The sequence below is a fragment of the Cupriavidus sp. 86D6 genome (assembly GCF_057815095.1).
In genome coordinates this window covers 1-16054 of the sequence record NZ_JBYPSB010000022.1, presented here as the reverse complement: position 1 = coordinate 16054, position 16054 = coordinate 1, and the positions used below count along the sequence as shown (strand labels likewise).

12 protein-coding genes are annotated in these 16054 nt (G+C 63.6%); 6 read left to right on the top strand and 6 right to left on the bottom strand.

Translation table 11 applies throughout. The annotated features are described in order from the left end of the window. The first annotated feature begins 63 nt into the window (after nt 1-63). Nucleotides 64-2052 (top strand): sensor domain-containing diguanylate cyclase, encoded by a 1989-nt coding sequence (locus tag AC3G88_RS27580; protein ID WP_488774194.1) that lies wholly within the window; start codon nt 64-66, stop codon nt 2050-2052. Between the two features lie 78 nt (nt 2053-2130). On the opposite strand, the gene AC3G88_RS27575 is transcribed toward AC3G88_RS27580, so the two are convergent. Beyond that, complete coding sequence (locus tag AC3G88_RS27575; protein WP_092597255.1) at nt 2131-2502, bottom strand: hypothetical protein; 372 nt, start codon at nt 2500-2502, stop codon at nt 2131-2133. Between the two features lie 242 nt (nt 2503-2744). Between AC3G88_RS27575 and AC3G88_RS27570 the strand changes: the two genes are divergently transcribed. The 5 genes from AC3G88_RS27570 to AC3G88_RS27550 all read left to right on the top strand — a co-directional run bounded on the left by AC3G88_RS27570 (nt 2745) and on the right by AC3G88_RS27550 (nt 7788). Beyond that, nucleotides 2745-3095, top strand: a complete 351-nt coding sequence (locus AC3G88_RS27570; protein WP_092597258.1) for a four-helix bundle copper-binding protein — start codon at nt 2745-2747, stop codon at nt 3093-3095. A 195-nt stretch (nt 3096-3290) separates the two neighbouring features. Continuing rightward, nucleotides 3291-4694: a class II fumarate hydratase gene (gene fumC, locus AC3G88_RS27565; protein WP_488774193.1), complete on the top strand. Its 1404-nt coding sequence runs from the start codon at nt 3291-3293 to the stop codon at nt 4692-4694. A 111-nt stretch (nt 4695-4805) separates the two neighbouring features. Next, nucleotides 4806-6458, top strand: coding sequence for a sensor histidine kinase (locus tag AC3G88_RS27560; protein ID WP_488774192.1), 1653 nt, complete (start codon nt 4806-4808; stop codon nt 6456-6458). Continuing rightward, nucleotides 6439-7119, top strand: coding sequence for a response regulator transcription factor (locus AC3G88_RS27555; RefSeq protein WP_488774191.1), 681 nt, complete (start codon nt 6439-6441; stop codon nt 7117-7119). Before AC3G88_RS27560 ends, AC3G88_RS27555 begins: the two co-directional genes overlap by 20 nt. Before the next feature lie 186 nt (nt 7120-7305). After that, nucleotides 7306-7788, top strand: a complete 483-nt coding sequence (locus AC3G88_RS27550) for an SgcJ/EcaC family oxidoreductase (protein WP_153946833.1) — start codon at nt 7306-7308, stop codon at nt 7786-7788. A gap of 128 nt (nt 7789-7916) precedes the next feature. Here the strand turns inward: AC3G88_RS27550 and AC3G88_RS27545 are convergent, their stop codons facing one another. The 5 genes from AC3G88_RS27545 to AC3G88_RS27525 all read right to left on the bottom strand — a co-directional run. Beyond that, nucleotides 7917-8225, bottom strand: coding sequence for a hypothetical protein (locus AC3G88_RS27545; protein ID WP_153946832.1), 309 nt, complete (start codon nt 8223-8225; stop codon nt 7917-7919). 3 nt (nt 8226-8228) lie between these two features. Further along, nucleotides 8229-10025: a methyltransferase domain-containing protein gene (locus AC3G88_RS27540; protein WP_488774190.1), complete on the bottom strand. Its 1797-nt coding sequence runs from the start codon at nt 10023-10025 to the stop codon at nt 8229-8231. Beyond that, nucleotides 10022-11893, bottom strand: coding sequence for a peptide transporter (locus AC3G88_RS27535; protein WP_488894344.1), 1872 nt, complete (start codon nt 11891-11893; stop codon nt 10022-10024). The genes AC3G88_RS27540 and AC3G88_RS27535 overlap by 4 nt, the downstream gene beginning before the upstream one ends. 59 nt (nt 11894-11952) lie before the next feature. Continuing rightward, entirely contained in the window at nt 11953-13632 is a 1680-nt protein-coding gene (locus AC3G88_RS27530) for a ShlB/FhaC/HecB family hemolysin secretion/activation protein (protein WP_488894343.1), read from the bottom strand. 426 nt (nt 13633-14058) lie between these two features. Next, the coding region (locus AC3G88_RS27525; RefSeq protein ID WP_488894342.1) for a beta strand repeat-containing protein at nt 14059-16054 on the bottom strand (1996 nt) is incomplete at its 5' end.

The following is a 16054-nucleotide window of genomic DNA, read 5'->3' as shown; positions in this document are numbered from 1 at the left end:
GGCCCCTGAGCCGCCCTGACCTCTGACATCCTGCATTGCCGTGCCGGCGTCGTATTTGGACCCATGCCCCGATTTTTGCCATCGCTCAAGGCGCGCATTGCGCTGATCACCACGGTGCTTGCAGCCGTGCTGGGCAGCGGCATCGTGCTCGGTTCGCTCTACTACGCACACCGCGACCTCGAGGATGTGCTGCAGAACCAGCAGGACTCGATCGTCAAGCTGTCGGTCGACCAGCTGGACACGGCCATGGAAGATCGCATCGTGATGCTGACCCACCTGGCGCCGCAGTTGAGCGCGCCGCTGGCGGCCGCGCATGGCATGTCGCCCGACGCGCTGCGCAACCGGGTCAAGGATGTGGTGACGCGCACGGTGCCGGTGCCCGAGGCATTCGATTCCGTGCTGGTGGCCGACGCCAGCGGCACCCTGCTCAGCATGAGCGGGGCCGCCCCGGCCGACATCAGCGACCGCACCTACTTCCGCGAAGCCGCGCGTACCCGGAACGTGGTCGTGGCCGCCCCGTTGCGGGCGCGTATCGACGGCTCGATGGGCGCGCTGCTGGCGGTGCCGATCCTGTCGCCGTCGGGCGCGTTCCTGGGCCTGGTGGCCGGCTGGCTCAACCTCGGGCATCCGAATTTTCTGGTCGAGATCGGCCACAGCCGGCTGGGGATCACCGGCTTCTACTGCCTGGTGTCGGCCGGCGCGGCGCCGGTGTACATCCAACATCCCGACCCCGCGCAGGCCCACCAGCCCGCCAGCGCCGCCGGCAATACCTGCGGTGTCGACGACACTGCCGCGCCGCTGGAATTCCTGACCCCCACGCGGCCAGTGATCGCCCGGCGGCTAATGGCCACCACCGGCTGGGAGCTGGTGGCCGTGCTGCCCGCGCACGAGGCCTACGCACCGCTGCGGCAGTTGCAGCGGCGCTTCGTGATGATGTCGGGCATCGTGCTGGCCGTGGTGGCCCTGCTGATCTGGCTGGCGGTGCGCCGGCAGCTGGCGCCGCTGTCGCGGCTGCACCAGGTGGTGCGCGACAGCGCCAGCGACTTGGACGCCTTCGAGCGCCTGCCGAAGCGGCCCCAGCGCGACGAAATCGGCGACGTCACGCGTGCCTTTATCCGCCTGATGCAGGACGTGCGGCAGCGCGGGCAGCAGCTGGCGCGCAGCGAACGCCGGTTGCGCGCCGTGACCGATACCCTGCCCGCGCTACTGGCGTTCATCGACAACGACGAGCACTACGTTTTCAACAACGCGGCCTATGAACGGGCGTTCGGCCTGTCCGTCGAGCAGATCCGCGGCATGACCGTGCGCGAACTGCTGGGCGAGGAACGCTATCTGCGCGCCCGCCCGTACCTGCAGCAGGCGCTGGCGGGCAGCGTGGTCAGTTTCGAGGGCGAGTACGAGTTTCCGCGCCACCACTGGATGGAAACCACCTATCGGCCCGAATGGAGCGAGGACGGCAGGCAGGTGGTGGGGGTGCATATCCACGTGCTGGACATCACGCAGCGCAAGCTGGAGACCCAGCGGCTATCGCATCTGTCGCGTACCGATCACCTGACCCAGCTGCAGAATCGCAGCGCGTTCGAGGCGCATCTGCGCGATGCCATGGCCCTTTCCCGGAACGAGGATCGCCTGATGGCGCTGCTCTACCTGGACATGGACCGCTTCAAGGCCGTCAACGACATCCACGGCCACGCCACTGGCGACCTGCTGTTGCAATCCTTTGCACTGCGGCTGCGCCGCTGCGTGCGCCACCAGGACCCCGTGGCCCGGCTGGGCGGCGACGAATTCGCGGTAATCCTGGCGGACATCGAATCCCCACTGGCGGCGCGGCGCGTGGCCGAGGCCATCCTGGAATCGGTGGGCCGGCAGTTCTATTTCGATGGGGTGGTGACCGACGTGGATGTCAGCATCGGCGTGGCCTTGTACCGGGGCGAGCCGCTTAGCGAGGATGCACTGATGCGCATGGCCGATGTGCTGCTGTATCGCGCCAAGGCGGCCGGCCGGGGCCGCTATGAAATCGGCCCCGAGGCGCTGCTGGCAATGCAAGCGTGAGCGGCTGGCGGCGGCCGACGCGGCCCACTGACGACTTTCGGCGCTGAAAGCCGCCACTGTGGCCGGGTTGGCGCGTCCTCAATGTTTGGTCGACTCGTCGGAAGCGTCCGATGCCAGCGGTGCGTCGGCGTCGAACGGCACGTGGCGGCCGTCCGCCGACTGGTAACCGAGCTTGGCGTTTTCGCCCATCATCCGTTCGTAGGCCAGCATGGCTTCGGCAACCGCCTTCGACTCACCCTTGAACACCACCACGTCGTTGCCGCAGTTCGGGCACTGTCCGCCGAACACGGCGTCGATACCGTGCAGGCCCGGCGCGGGAATGGCATCGAAATTCGTGAATGCGGTCTTGCAAGATCCGCAGACCAGCTGTGCAGGCCGCAGCGCGTCAATGCGTGCCCGTGCCTGTTGTGCCCGTTCCTCGGGCGTACCCCGCCGTTTTGCGTCACCCATGATGCTGTCCTTTCCACTGGCGGATTGTGTCAATCACTGCCTTCTGCGCGCTTCGTCGGTCATCCGCCATTTGCATGGCCGACCATGAACGCCACAGAAACAATGCAGTGGCGGCCATTGTAGAACAGTCCGGCGCCAGGGCCATCAACGGGGCGTGCCGGCCCGGCGTGCCGGCATGGTCGCGGTACGCCTGCTATTGTGGATAACGGTTGCCTACCCCTTACCCCCTTAGGAGGACACCGATGATTCGACCCAACGTGAAGGAAAACTTCAACCGTTACGCCGACTGCATCGCCGCGTGCAATGCCGCCGCGGCGGCTTGCCTGAAATGCGCCGCCGCGTGCCTGGAAGAGCCCGACACGAAGAAAATGACCCGCTGCATCGCCCTGGACATGGATTGCGCAGGCATTGCCAACCTGGCTGCGTCATACATGCTGCGCAACAGCGAATTCGCGCCACTGGTGTGCGAAGACTGCGCCGAAGTGTGCAAGTGGTGCGCCGAGGAATGCGAGCGCCATGACCATTGGCACTGCCAGGAATGTGCCAAGGCGTGTGCCGCCTGTATGGAAATGTGCCTGAAGATGACCGCCTGACCCCGTCGCCCGCGTTGACGGCCCCATAGATCGTTACGCCGGATCGACGCGGGCATTTCGCCAGGCAACCGCCGCCGGCCGCGCGCACAAGCACACGCCGGCGGCAGGGCCATGCGGCGCATATGCCACCGGACGGCTATCCTCTAGGTCTGCTCAGATTCAGCTGTGAGATCTCTTTCCTGAAGGAGTCAGTCCATGTCCGAGAAGTCCACCGCCACCCGCATCGAGAAAGACAGCCTGGGAGACGTTGCCGTCCCCGCCGATCATCTCTGGGGTGCGCAGACCGAAAGGTCGCGTCAGAATTTCCGCATCGGCAGTGAGAAAATGCCGCCCGCGCTGATCGAGGCATTCGCGGTCCTGAAACTGTGCGCCGCGCGCGCCAACCGCGAACTGGGCGTACTGAAGCCCGACGTGGCCGACGCCATCGAAAAGGCCGCCGAGGAAGTGATCGCCGGCAAATGGCCCAACGAATTCCCGCTGGTGGTCTGGCAGACCGGTTCCGGCACGCAGACCAACATGAACCTTAACGAGGTCATCTCGAATCGCGCCATCCAGATGCTGGGCGGCGAGGTCGGCAGCAAGAAGCCGGTGCATCCGAACGACCACGTCAACGCCAGCCAGTCGTCGAACGACAGTTTTCCAACGGCGATGCATATCGCCGCCACGCGTGCCATCCAGCAGACGCTGTTGCCGTCGCTGGAGAAACTGCAACAAACCTTCGCAAAGAAGGTGGAAGCCTTCTCCGATATCGTCAAGGTCGGCCGCACCCATCTGCAGGATGCGGTGCCGCTGACGCTGGGCCAGGAATTTTCCGGCTACATGACGCAGGTGGCCGATGCCCAGTCGCGCCTGCAGCAGGCCATGCTGCGCGCGATGCCGGTGCCGCAGGGCGGCACGGCCGTCGGAACGGGCCTGAATTCGCCGCAGGGCTTCGCCGCCGCGTTCGCGCGGGCGCTGGCCGGCTACACCGGCCTGCCGTTCGAACCGGCGCCGAACCGCTATGCGCTGCAGGCCGCGCACGATGCGCTGGCCGACCTGTCGGGCGCGCTCAATACCACCGCGTCGTCGTTCCTGAAGATTGCCCGCGACTTCATGCTGCTGGGCTCCGGTCCGCGCGCGGGATTTGCCGAGTTGCAGTTGCCCGCCAACGAGCCCGGTTCGTCGATCATGCCCGGCAAGGTCAATCCGACCCAGGCCGAGGCGCTGGCGATGGTCTGTTGCCGCGTGATCGGCAACCACACCACGGTGACGCTGGCCAACAGCCTGGGCACGCTGGAGCTGAACGCCTACAAGCCGGTCATCATCTACAGCTTGTTGCAGTCTGTGACATTGCTGGCCGATGCGGCCGCCAGCTTTGCCGAGCACATGGTGGAAGGCGTGGAACCCGACCGTGCCCGCATCCAGGAACTGCTGGAACGGTCGCTGATGTCGGTGACGGCGCTGAACCCGCATATCGGCTACGACAAGGCTGCCGAGATCGCCAAGCTCGCGGTCAAGAAGAACCTGTCGCTGCGTGAAGCGGCCATTGATTCGGGCCACGTCACCAACGAGCAGTTCGACCAGTGGATCGACTTCAAGGCGCTGACCAGAGAAGTCTGACGCCGATGCCATAGATGTCATACGGCGAAGCGGAACGGCCGGCGGCGTAGCACGGTCTATGCGAAACCCCGGCCGCGCGGCGCAACGCCGCGCGCAACTCAAGAATCTGCCATGTTCCGCTTTCGCCTTTCTATCGCCTTTGCCCTGCTCGTGGCGCTGGTCTGCATCCAGGCCGGCTTTGTCTACTGGGGCGCCAATCGCGTCAATGACTACGCTCAACACAGCCGGCTGGCCAGCGACATCCTGTCCGAACTGCTGGACCTGTCCGCCAACAAGCAGCGGTTGCGCGTGTGGGCATCGCAGCGGCTGATGAATGCCGATGCCGCGCCCGAAGTGCGCGACCGGCTGCTGGACACCATGAAGCGCGGCGCCGCCCGGCTGCAGGAACTTGCGCAGCGCGACATCGTGCTGTGGAACGAGATCTCCGCGCTCGACGGCGTACCGATCCCGCCCGAAGTCAACGCGCTGGCCAGCATGACGGATCTGCTCGGCGACAACATCGTCGCCGTGGAAAAGCGGCTGGTGGCCCTGCAGCCTTTGCCGCGCGACGCCGACTTCGCCGGGGTATGGCGGGAGCTGAACGACGTCTTCGACAAGGCGCGGGGCCGCGATTTAAGAGAGTTGCTATATGGCGCGATTGATCGTCAGCGCGCCGCCGTGCCGTTGGCGCGCGCTGCTACCGAGCGAGGCCTGGACCGCGTGCGCGCCCAGGCCTTCGGCATGGCGGCCGTCACGCTGCTGGCCGCCATCGTGCTGGCCTGGCAACTCGGGCGCCGGCTCAAGCGCCCGCTGGACCAGCTGCTGGAAGGCGTGGGCGCGCTGCGGGCCGGCGCGCTCGACTACCGGCTGCCGATCCGTTCGGGCGACGAATTCGAGCATGTGGCCGAGGGCTTCAACGCCATGGCCGCCGAACTGCAACAGCATCGTAGCGATGCCGATGCCGCCCGACGCCGTCTGGAAGACGCCGTGCAGGCCCGTACCGCCGAACTGAGTTCCGCGCATGAAACCCTCCAGCGCATCGACCAGCGCCGCCGGCAACTGTTTGCCGACCTGGGGCATGAACTGCGCACGCCCACCACGGCCATCCGGGGCGAGGCCGAGATCGCGCTGCGGGGCGGCGAGAAGCCGGCGCAGGAATATCGCCATGCCTTGCAGCAGATCGTCGGCGCCGCCGAGCAGCTGACCGGGCATATCAATGATCTGCTACTGATTGCCCGTGCCGAGGCTGACCAACTGGTGATGCAGCCGCAACGCGTGGCCCTGTTGCCGCTGCTGCAGGACGCCGCCGACTTTGCCGATGCGCTGGGCGCCGAACATGACGTGCGCATCGCGCTGCAATGGCCCGAAGCGGCCGGCGGCATCACGGTCATGGCCGATGCCGACCGGCTGCGCCAGGCCATCGTGATCCTGCTAGATAACGCGATCCGATATTCGCCGCGTGGCAGCACCGTGTATCTGCGCTGTCACGTGGTGCCGGCCGGCGTGCGTATCGAAGTGGAAGACCATGGCATCGGCATCGATGAGGACGAACTGGCGTTGGTCTTCGAGCGTTTCGTGCGGGGCCGGCGCGCGCGGGCACATCGTGCCGACGGCACCGGCATCGGGCTGTCGATCGCGCAGGCCATCGTCCAGGCCCATCACGGCAACCTCACGCTGGCCCAGGTCGACCCGCACGGCACGCGTGCATGCATCGACATCCCCGGCGGCCTCCAACCCGCCGTCACCGTCCACGCCATCGCAAGCCATGAACATCCTGGTCATTGAAGACGACGCCCGCGTGGCCGATTTCCTGGTGCGCGGCCTGCGCGCCGAGGGCTACCTCGTCCAGTTGTCCCGCACCGGCCCCGAGGGCCTGGACATGGCGCGCCGCGGCGATGCCGCGCTGTTGCTGCTCGATCTGATGCTGCCCGGCATCAACGGCCTGGAGCTGTGCCAGACGTTGCGTGCCGAACGCAATCACGTGCCGATCCTGATACTGACCTCGCTCAGCGACGTGGGCGACCGCGTGGCAGGCCTGCGTCTGGGCGCTGACGACTACCTGACCAAGCCGTTCGCGTTCGAGGAACTGCTGGCACGCATCGAGGCACTCCTGCGGCGCGGCCGGGAACAGCAGCCCAAGGCGCAGCAGTTGCAGGTGGCCGACCTGGTCCTGGACCGCGAACGCATGCAGGTCTCGCGCGGTGGCAATGCCATCGCGCTGACAGCCAAGGAGCTGGCCTTCCTGGAGCTGCTGATGAGCGCCCCGGGGCGGGTCTTCAGCCGCGAGCGCATCTTGTCGAACGTATGGGGCGCCAACGAAGACCCGCTGACCAATATCGTCGATGTCTACGTGCGCCGCCTGCGCGGCAAGATCGACGATGGTCACGCGTTGCCGTTGCTGAAGACCGTGCGCGGGCTGGGCTACCGGATCGACGACACGCCCTGATCAAAGCGTGAAGCACATTGCAACACCACTGCGACACCCTGTTCATCTTCCATTCATCTTTTCGTCAGCATCGCTTCATCGAACACGCCAGCTGCGGTTAACGTTGGCGCCCGAGAATAACCCTGTGCCGACTCACCGGCGCCGCGCCGCAGGGTGCGATGACGACTCTGATCACAGGAAACTTCGATGAAATACGTGGGTGCCGCTTCTCTTATCACCGTCGCCGCAGGCGTTCTGTTTGCTTCGATGCCCGCCACCGCGCAAACCGCCGCCCCGGCGTGCGCGCCCGCGACCGAGCAGCAGATCGCCGGCCTGTTCGATCGCTGGAATGACTCGCTGCGCACCGGTGACCCGGACAAGGTAGTGGCCAACTACGCACCCGATGGCGTGTTGCTGCCGACGGTGTCGAACCAGGCCCGTAACACGCCGGCCGGCATCAAGGACTACTTCGTCAAGTTCCTGAAGGGCAAGCCGCAGGGCTCGATCGACGACCGCTTCATCCGGATCGGCTGCAACGTGGCGCAGGACGTGGGCAACTACACGTTCCGGTTCGCCGACGGCAAGACGGTCCATGCCCGGTACACCTATGTCTACGAGTGGAAGGACGGAAAATGGCTGATCGCCCACCACCATTCGTCGGCCATGCCCGAGCCGACCGGCAAGCACTGATCGACGGCCGATTGCACGAATGAAGAAAGGCGCCGGAGTGTATCCGGCGCCTTTCGATTTTTGGCTGGCTATCGCATCGTTGATGCAGCGAATTGGCGATTCAACGACGTCCGCCGGCGCTGGCTGGATCACGTCCACTGCGCCAGTACGAACACCCCTGCCGCCGCACCGCACACCACGCCAATGCCGCGGCCGATCAGCATGTTGTCGAGTTCATCGTCCAGCACAAATGGGTCCTGGCCGTGCCACACCGTGCGCTTGAGCAGCGGGCGCGGAAGGACGATGCACGCGGCGATCGCCACGCCGACCAGCACATGCGCGATCCGGCCGATGCCCAGATCTTCCAGCGGCAGCGTTGCCAGCAGCACCATCACCACCACCGTCACGATCACGGCCAGGAAGATGCCGCCGAACAGTCGATCAACTGGATGTTTCATGATTCACTCCTGACCAGACAGCGCGCCCGAAGGTTCGCCCGATGGTTCGCCGGACTGTTCCGCGTGCGCGGCAGCCAGCCCGAGCAGATGGCCGTTGACGCGTGTCACCACCTCGCTCCAGCCACCCGCACCCTGATTCCGGAACAGCCGCATCGTGGGATACCACGGGCTATCCTCGCGCACCAGGTGCCAGCGCCAGTCCGCATAGGCGGGCAGCAGCAGCCACACCGGCTTGCCCATCGCGCCGGCAACGTGGGCAACCGAAGTGTCCACTGTCAGCACGACGTCCAGCGCGTCAATGGCCCGCGCCGTGTCCATCATGCTTTGCAACGTGGCGCCGACATCGTGGAAGTTGGGCAGGCGCGCCGCCCAGGCGGCGGCCTCGTCGGCGCCCTGGCCTTTCTGCAGGCTGTAGAACTCGATGTCGCGATGGGCAAACAGCGGATCGAGCACCGAGAGCGATGGCAACGACCGGAACCTGTCGTTCTCGTGATTGGGCGCCCCCTTGAACGCGATGCCGACCTTGAGCGCGCCGCCCCGGCCCGCGAGGGCGAACTTCGGCAATCCGGGCGGTATCCGCAGGTAAGGCACCGAATCGGGCAGGACGTCGAGCTCCACCGGCAAGAAGGCTGGGATGTCGTGCGGATAGACCCAGTAGTCATGCGCCGGCAACGTGGCCGTCTGATCGACCGCCACCACGGCGTCCGCCTCGCCCGACGCCTCGAACAGCGCCACCAGCGGCTTCTGGCACACCACCGTCACGGTTGCAGCACCGGACTGATCGCGCAGCATCCGCGCAAAACGGAGGAAGAAGATCTCGTCGCCAAGCCCGAACTCGCTCCAGATCGCGATGGACTTGCCGAGCAGCGGCTGGCCCGTCCATTCCGCGATGTGCTTCGGCGGCTCGGCCGTGGTGCGGCGTTGCCACGGCCAGCTCCGGACGCGCTCGGCGCGCAGCGCGAATCCCTCATGGATCTTTCCGCGCGAAATCATGAACAGGAACTGGTACAGCTTCGGATTCCATTCGTCCGGCAGCCGTTCGACAGCCTGCTCCCATAGTGCCTCCACCTCGTCATCGAGATGCCAGCGCTGCAGCATCATCGCCGCCCGTTGCGTGACGTCGAAACGATAGGGATAGGTCCGCACCGCGCCCAGGCACTCGCGCAGGCAGGCTTGTGCGTTCTGGGCGCGTCCGGCCACCAGGAAGAATTCATCGGGTGTGGGAACCTGCCGCTTGCGCAGCACGACTTCAATCGCCCGTTCGGCCAGCGGCCCGCCGGCCGCACCCTCCGTGCCACTGTTGTCGACATGGTGATCGCGGACCACTGCGATGCGTTCGCAGGCTGCCACCGCAGCGACCGACCGCACCACATCCAGCATATTGACCGACGCCGGCAGTGCACTGGCCGGCTTGCAGACCGTAAAGCTTGCGCGGCGCGACGGATCGATCTGGCTTGGCCACTTGCCCTGTTCCTCCAGATCCTCATCGGGGACGGTCAGCACCAGATAGCCACCCGGCTTCACCAGGTCCAGCCAGCGCGCCACGGTTTTGGTCGGATTGGCCACGTTTTGCAGGCATTGGCCGGCATGGACGAAATCGAACGCGCGCTCTTCGACGCCAGGCACTGCAGCGACATCGCCGTGCCACGGCACCACGCGCACCACCCGCGGGAACAGGCTGCTGCTTGAGGCAAGGTCCGATTCGCGAACGCCGATATCGAGGCCAACACCGGCGAAGTAGTGCTGAACGAAACACGGGTCATGCGCCCGGCGCAGGACCGCCTTGATCGACGGGTTCATGATGCTTGCGCCTCGCCGGCGGGCAGCTTCTGGCTCCAGATTTCCTCGATCCGTTCGCCAAGAATCTCCGGCCGGCCCTTGAAGATCAGCTTCTCGATCGCCTGTGGGCCTGCCAGCTGCGCGGTCAGTGCATCACGCTCTTCCTTGTCTTCGATCATGCGCAGCGCCGCATCGACATACGCTTCCTTCGTTTTGGCGATGGTCCACTCCGGAAAGCCAAGCCGATGGAACATCCCCTCGTCGATATGTTCGTGGACTTCCCGCCCAGTCTTGCACACCCCGACCAGGCCGGCCCAGACTGTATCGACAATGCCATTGGTGTTACCAAACGGGAACGGGTTCAAGAACATGTCGCAATCTGCAATCACCTTCATGTAGCTGTGATAGTTCTGGTGCTTGTACACCACAGCGTCTTCACCGACGATGCGCCGCACCAGGTTGCGCACCTGCGGGAAGACCAGCCCGCTGGCCTGGCCCACCAGGAAGTGGAACTGCACAGGCACCTTGGACTTGCGTGCAATCGTCGCGCAGGTTTCAAGGAAGCCGGGATTGAGCTTGATCGTGGTGCCTGCGACGGCGATCTTGACCACGTCGGACGTTGACGGCGTCTTCGTCGGCAACTCAAGTTCAAGCATGGCGGCCGGCGGCCGGTAAGGCATGCCATCGGATGGTAGTTTCAGCAATTTTTCGCTGAAACACGATTCATCGCCCACGTAGTCTTCTTCCACCACCACGTAGTCCATCGCATGGCCGTGGGTCGTGGCCGGGTGGCCCAGCGCCATCATCTGCAGCGGCGCCACGCGCAGGCAGCCCAGCACCATGGTGATGGGGAACATGCCGACGCTGGGCATGTACATCACCTGCGCCTGGTACTTCTCGCTCGTGTCGCGAATGTGCCGCGCATGGTCCCAGACGCTGTTGCCCTCGATCGTGATGAACTCGTGGAAAACCTCCCGGCCCGCATCGTCCACACGGTCGCCGTAGCCCATGCCCACCAGGTGGAAGCGGTCGCGCATGGCCACCATGGTCTGCGAGTGGGTGCGGTAGATCGAGTGGTTCTTCGAGAACCACTCCAGCACCACCAGCAACACAGGTTTGCCGTTGGCCGCCACGGCGGCGGGGCGTTCGACATCGAACATCCCAAGCGTTGCCAATTTGCGCCGGATCAAGGTGTTGATGGGCTTCTTGATGTCGTGCTTGCTCGCGATGTCGGCGTAGCTGCAATGCATGTAGACATCGTGCATCACGCCCATCGGCAACATGTCGACGCTGTCGATCTGGTCCAGGCGTTCCGGCAGCCAGCGTAGCAGCAGCTCGCGCTTGGAATGGGCCGAAGGCGTGGCCAGGAAGCGCGACGACATCATCGCCATTGCCAGCCCGGCCGTCACCACCTTGTTGTGCTCCCAAAGCGCATCCCAATCGAGCCGGACCTCCGACTCCGGCAGATAGAACAGCTGGAACTTGCGCAGATCCGATGTCCGCAACTGTAGCGAATAGCGCGCCTCCTCATCCAGACCGAGCGTACGCAAGACATGATCCGCATTGCGGAACGGGCTGGCCGCAAACATCGCCGCCAGCCATCGCTGGTATTGCAGCAGCAGCGCGCCGCCGTGATCGGTAATCCGGAATTCCGGGTCGGTGGCCAGGCTGCTGATGGCCGACGTCAGCCGCGTCAGCAGATGGTCGTCCATGATGTCGCGCGCTTCGCCCGACTGCGCCCATTCGTCGATATCCATCAGGATGCCGTAATGGTTGTCGATGCGACCCAGCAAGGCCACCAGTTCGCGACCCGCTTTTTCGTGTTCGCGGCGATAGCAGAGATATTCGAACTTGTTAATGCTGAAGATCGAAGGTTTTGTCATGATCATTTTCCTGTAGAGGGACAATCGTTCCGGTTTTTCGGACACACGCCAGCCGCGTCACGGATTTATTTGCTCCATGTCACCGATAACCAGTACTGCAAGGGTTTCTTGCCAGGGTCTACCCAGGACGTCGAAGAGAATCCGTATGCCTTGGAAACGGATGCGGAAACCGTGGCGCCTATCGGCGTCAACCAGTCGATTCCCAGGCCATATCCAGAGAGAATCCGACGATTGCTGACGTCGGACATGCCGATATAGGTCGATTCCCAGCCGCCCCAGGGGTTGTGGTTGACGCGGCCGATGGCGAAATCCGAGAAAATGCCGAATTGGACCTGGTGGCCAGCTGCCACCGGAATGCGTTGGTAGAGACCGGCGTTCAGCACCACGCCATCGTCAAACGACCCTTCGTCGGCGCGATAGGCACGGACTGCATTGGGGCCGCCGACGCCAAGCTTTTCGCTTGGGTCCAGGTTCTTGCTGGCCAGTTGACCATTGATCTGGCCGGTCAGAAACAGATCGCCACTGCGATTCAGCCCGTATTTTCCGAAGCCGGTCGTGGTGAATTTTCCGTAGACGCCGACCACCTGCGTGACGGTATTGTAGAAAGGCACGTCGTTGCTCTGATGGCCGACCGTCAGCGCCAGTTCGCCACTCCAGATATCGCTGCGCAATTGCTGCGCGCGGTCGCCATTGTTCGCCTGGAGCGAAAGCCGCAGCGCATTCAACGTGCTGTGCGCCACATACTGGTTCTTGTAATCAGTATTCGTGCGGCTATGGAGATATGACGCACCGGCCCAGATATTGGCATCGAGGCCACGCGTAATGGGATATTGCAGCCCGGCCTGCAAAGTGTTGGCTACGCCTACGACCTGCGTCACGGCATTGATCGTGTATTGCTGGCGGGTAAAGCCGCCCGTGACACGCAAGCCATCGTCAAGGATGGGAACGCTGCCCGTCAGCGACCCGGTCCACATCTTCTTTTCGGTGCCGGTCAAAGTCAGCGCGTAGGCCTCGCCCAAACCAAAGAAATTGTTAGCCGCTGCAGTGACGCCGAGACGGTACAGGCCTGTCGACTCGATACCCTTGTTGTCGATAAAGACATCGCCGGTGATCGGATCGCCCCGCTGCGCGATGCTGAAGCGCACATTGATATCGCCGGGGCCCCCACCCGGAGAAAACTGCGGCGCGGCGGCAATCGCGACGCCGGGCACGTCCTGCAGCAACTGCGTGGCGCGCTCCAGACGGCTGGTCTGCAACAGACACACGCTGTCCAGCGATTCGCTCCCACACAGGGCTTTCGTGATCAGGCGATGCAGTCGTTCGTCCTTGACGCGCGACTGGTTCTCGATCTGGACGTCATGGATGCGGCCCGGGAAGGCCGTGAACACCAGGGGATTGCCTTGCTGGGCTGCGCGCCAGTTCTGATCGGTCAGCAATACCTGGCCAACCGGGAATCCGCCTTGGCGCAGGGCGTTGGTGAGGCTGTCGGACCACTGATCCACTTCGGCCAACGTTGCCGGCACGGCGCCCAGCCGCGATACCGCGCTTTGCAGCACGCGCTGGACCACGTCTGCGGCGGGGCTACCTGCGGGAAACACGCTGAATTCCACGACCTTTTGCCGCGACACCGCAGCGGTATCTGGCATCGCCGGTTCGGCATGAACGGCGACCGTCAACATCACCACGGGCAATGCACAGGCGGCACGCTGGAATTTTCGCTTTATGTTCTGGAAGTACCGCGACATGGAAGTGGATGGACTCAGTGAATTTTCTGCGCTTGCTACAACTGCGAATCGCACTGCTAACCAGTGCGTCGCTGTTTCTGTAAAAATGGTAGAGCGGCATACGCCTGCGCCGAATAGCAAAATCTTTGAATTTCACGAATGGAATCGGCATCCGCATCGCGCGTGCAAACAGCGATGCGCGCGCGATTCCGTGTACTGCCATCACACGATGCGTCTGGCACGAGTTTGGCAGCTAGTTTCGAAAACCGAAATGAAAATGGTCTCTTCCAATTTCCGACAAAACAGAATCAGAAAATGGAAGAAACCAGACGAACAAATAACGTAATTGTGAAATGCGCCAACGCTCGAATTCGAGCGTCTGGCGCGAACTGAAGAATCGGCGAGGGCGGACCCAGCCGGCGCCAAGAGGCACCGGCTGATTTCCGATTAGCCGCCGATGCCGGCAGCGGCAGGCGCGGCCGGCGACGCGGCTGACTCGGTCGACGCCTTCAACCAGCCGTGAGACTTCACCACGTACGGCTTGCCGTCCTTGACACCGCTTTCCGTATAGAAGAACTCACGCGTCTGCGCATTGACCGACAGATCCGCCTTCATCTTCGTTTGCGGGTCTTCGGACACGTAGTGCTTGACGCCGTCGGCCCCATCGCGGAAGTCCAGGCTGCGCTCCAGCGGGCCGGAGTTGGTCGCAATCTTCACCTTCGCGACATTGGTACTGGCATCCACCTCAACCGCCTCCAGCGTGGCGCCGGCCCAAGCCTCTTCACCCAGCTCGACTGTCATCGCTTGCGGCGAGGCCAGGTGCCAGTTGGCGCCGAACAGATCGCTCCAGAAGTACGCGACACCCGCACCCAGGCCGATAGCTCCGGCAGCGCCGGCCACGGCCGCACCAGCTCCGCCGCCACCACCGCCCGAGTCGCCACCCGAACTGCCGTTCGAGCCATTCGACCCGTTGGACCCATTCGATCCGTTCGAACCATTCGATCCGTTCGAACCATTGGAGCCGTTCGAACCATTGGAACTGCCATTGCTGGACCCGTTACCGGAGATATTGGTCACCGATCCGTTTGGCCCGGTATTGATCGTGCCATTGGTGTTGTCGATGCCAGAACCGTTGGACGAATTTCCGGTGACATTGGTCGACCCATTACCGGTGGTGTTGATCGTGCCGTTGCCGTTATCGACGCCGGTACCGTTGCCTGTGGTACCCGTGATATTGGTCGAGCCGTTGCCGCCGGTATTGATCGTTCCGTTCCCGTTATTGATGCCGGTGCCGTTGGTCGAATTGCCGGAGATGTTGGTCGAGCCGTTACCGTCGGTGGTAATCGAGCCATTGCCGTTATCGACTCCCGTACCGTTGCCAGTATTACCCGAGATATTGGTCGAGCCGTTGCCTCCGGTGTTGATGGAACCGTTCCCATTGTTGATGCCGGTTCCGTTGGTCGAATTACCCGAGACGTTGGTCGAGCCATTGCCCTGGGTGTCGATCGTGCCGTTGCCGTTGTCAACGCCGGTGCCATTGGTGGTATTGCCCGAGATATTCGTCGAGCCGTTACCACCAGTGTTGATGGTGCCGTTGCCGTTGTTGACGCCGGTACCATTGGTCGAGTTGCCCGAGACGTTGGTCGAGCCATTGCCGTCGGTAGTGATCGAGCCGTTACCGTTGTCTACACCGGTACCATTGGTGGTGTTGCCCGAGATGTTCGTCGAGCCATTGCCGCCGGTGTTAATGGTGCCGTTGCCGTTGTTCACCCCGGTACCGTTGGTCGAATTACCAGAGACGTTGGTCGAGCCATTGCCCTGGGTGTCGATCGTGCCGTTGCCATTGTCAACGCCGGTACCGTTGGTGGTGTTCCCCGAGATATTGGTCGAGCCATTACCGCCAGTATTGATGGTGCCGTTGCCGTTATCGACGCCGGTGCCATTGGTGGTGTTCCCCGAAATATTCGTCGAACCGTTACCGCCGGTATTGATAGTCCCGTTGCCGTTGTTGACGCCGGTGCCATTGGTCGAGTTACCCGAGACGTTGGTCGAGCCGTTGCCGTCGGTGGTGATCGAGCCGTTACCGTTGTCAACGCCGGTGCCGTCCGTCGTATTGCCCGAGATATTGGTCGAGCCGTTGCCACCCGTGTTGATCGAGCCGTTACCGTTGTTGACGCCGGTGCCATTGGTCGAGTTACCCGAGACGTTGGTCGAGCCGTTGCCGTCGGTAGTGATCGAGCCGTTACCGTTGTCTACACCGGTACCGTTGGTGGTGTTGCCCGAGATATTTGTCGAGCCATTGCCACCGGTGTTGATGGTGCCGTTGCCGTTGTTGACGCCGGTACCATTGGTCGAGTTGCCCGAGACGTTGGTCGAGCCATTGCCGTCGGTAGTGATCGAGCCGTTACCGTTGTCTACACCGGTACCGTTGGTGGTGTTGCCC

What these genes read in the sequence shown, in the direction of transcription:
- AC3G88_RS27580 (WP_488774194.1), top strand. Translation starts at nt 64, where the DNA reads ATGCCCCGATTTTTGCCATCGCTCAAGGCGCGCATTGCGCTGATCACC.
- AC3G88_RS27575 (WP_092597255.1), bottom strand. Translation starts at nt 2,502, where the DNA reads ATGGGTGACGCAAAACGGCGGGGTACGCCCGAGGAACGGGCACAACAG.
- AC3G88_RS27570 (WP_092597258.1), top strand. Translation starts at nt 2,745, where the DNA reads ATGATTCGACCCAACGTGAAGGAAAACTTCAACCGTTACGCCGACTGC.
- fumC (WP_488774193.1), top strand. Translation starts at nt 3,291, where the DNA reads ATGTCCGAGAAGTCCACCGCCACCCGCATCGAGAAAGACAGCCTGGGA.
- AC3G88_RS27560 (WP_488774192.1), top strand. Translation starts at nt 4,806, where the DNA reads ATGTTCCGCTTTCGCCTTTCTATCGCCTTTGCCCTGCTCGTGGCGCTG.
- AC3G88_RS27555 (WP_488774191.1), top strand. Translation starts at nt 6,439, where the DNA reads ATGAACATCCTGGTCATTGAAGACGACGCCCGCGTGGCCGATTTCCTG.
- AC3G88_RS27550 (WP_153946833.1), top strand. Translation starts at nt 7,306, where the DNA reads ATGAAATACGTGGGTGCCGCTTCTCTTATCACCGTCGCCGCAGGCGTT.
- AC3G88_RS27545 (WP_153946832.1), bottom strand. Translation starts at nt 8,225, where the DNA reads ATGAAACATCCAGTTGATCGACTGTTCGGCGGCATCTTCCTGGCCGTG.
- AC3G88_RS27540 (WP_488774190.1), bottom strand. Translation starts at nt 10,025, where the DNA reads ATGAACCCGTCGATCAAGGCGGTCCTGCGCCGGGCGCATGACCCGTGT.
- AC3G88_RS27535 (WP_488894344.1), bottom strand. Translation starts at nt 11,893, where the DNA reads ATGATCATGACAAAACCTTCGATCTTCAGCATTAACAAGTTCGAATAT.
- AC3G88_RS27530 (WP_488894343.1), bottom strand. Translation starts at nt 13,632, where the DNA reads ATGTCGCGGTACTTCCAGAACATAAAGCGAAAATTCCAGCGTGCCGCC.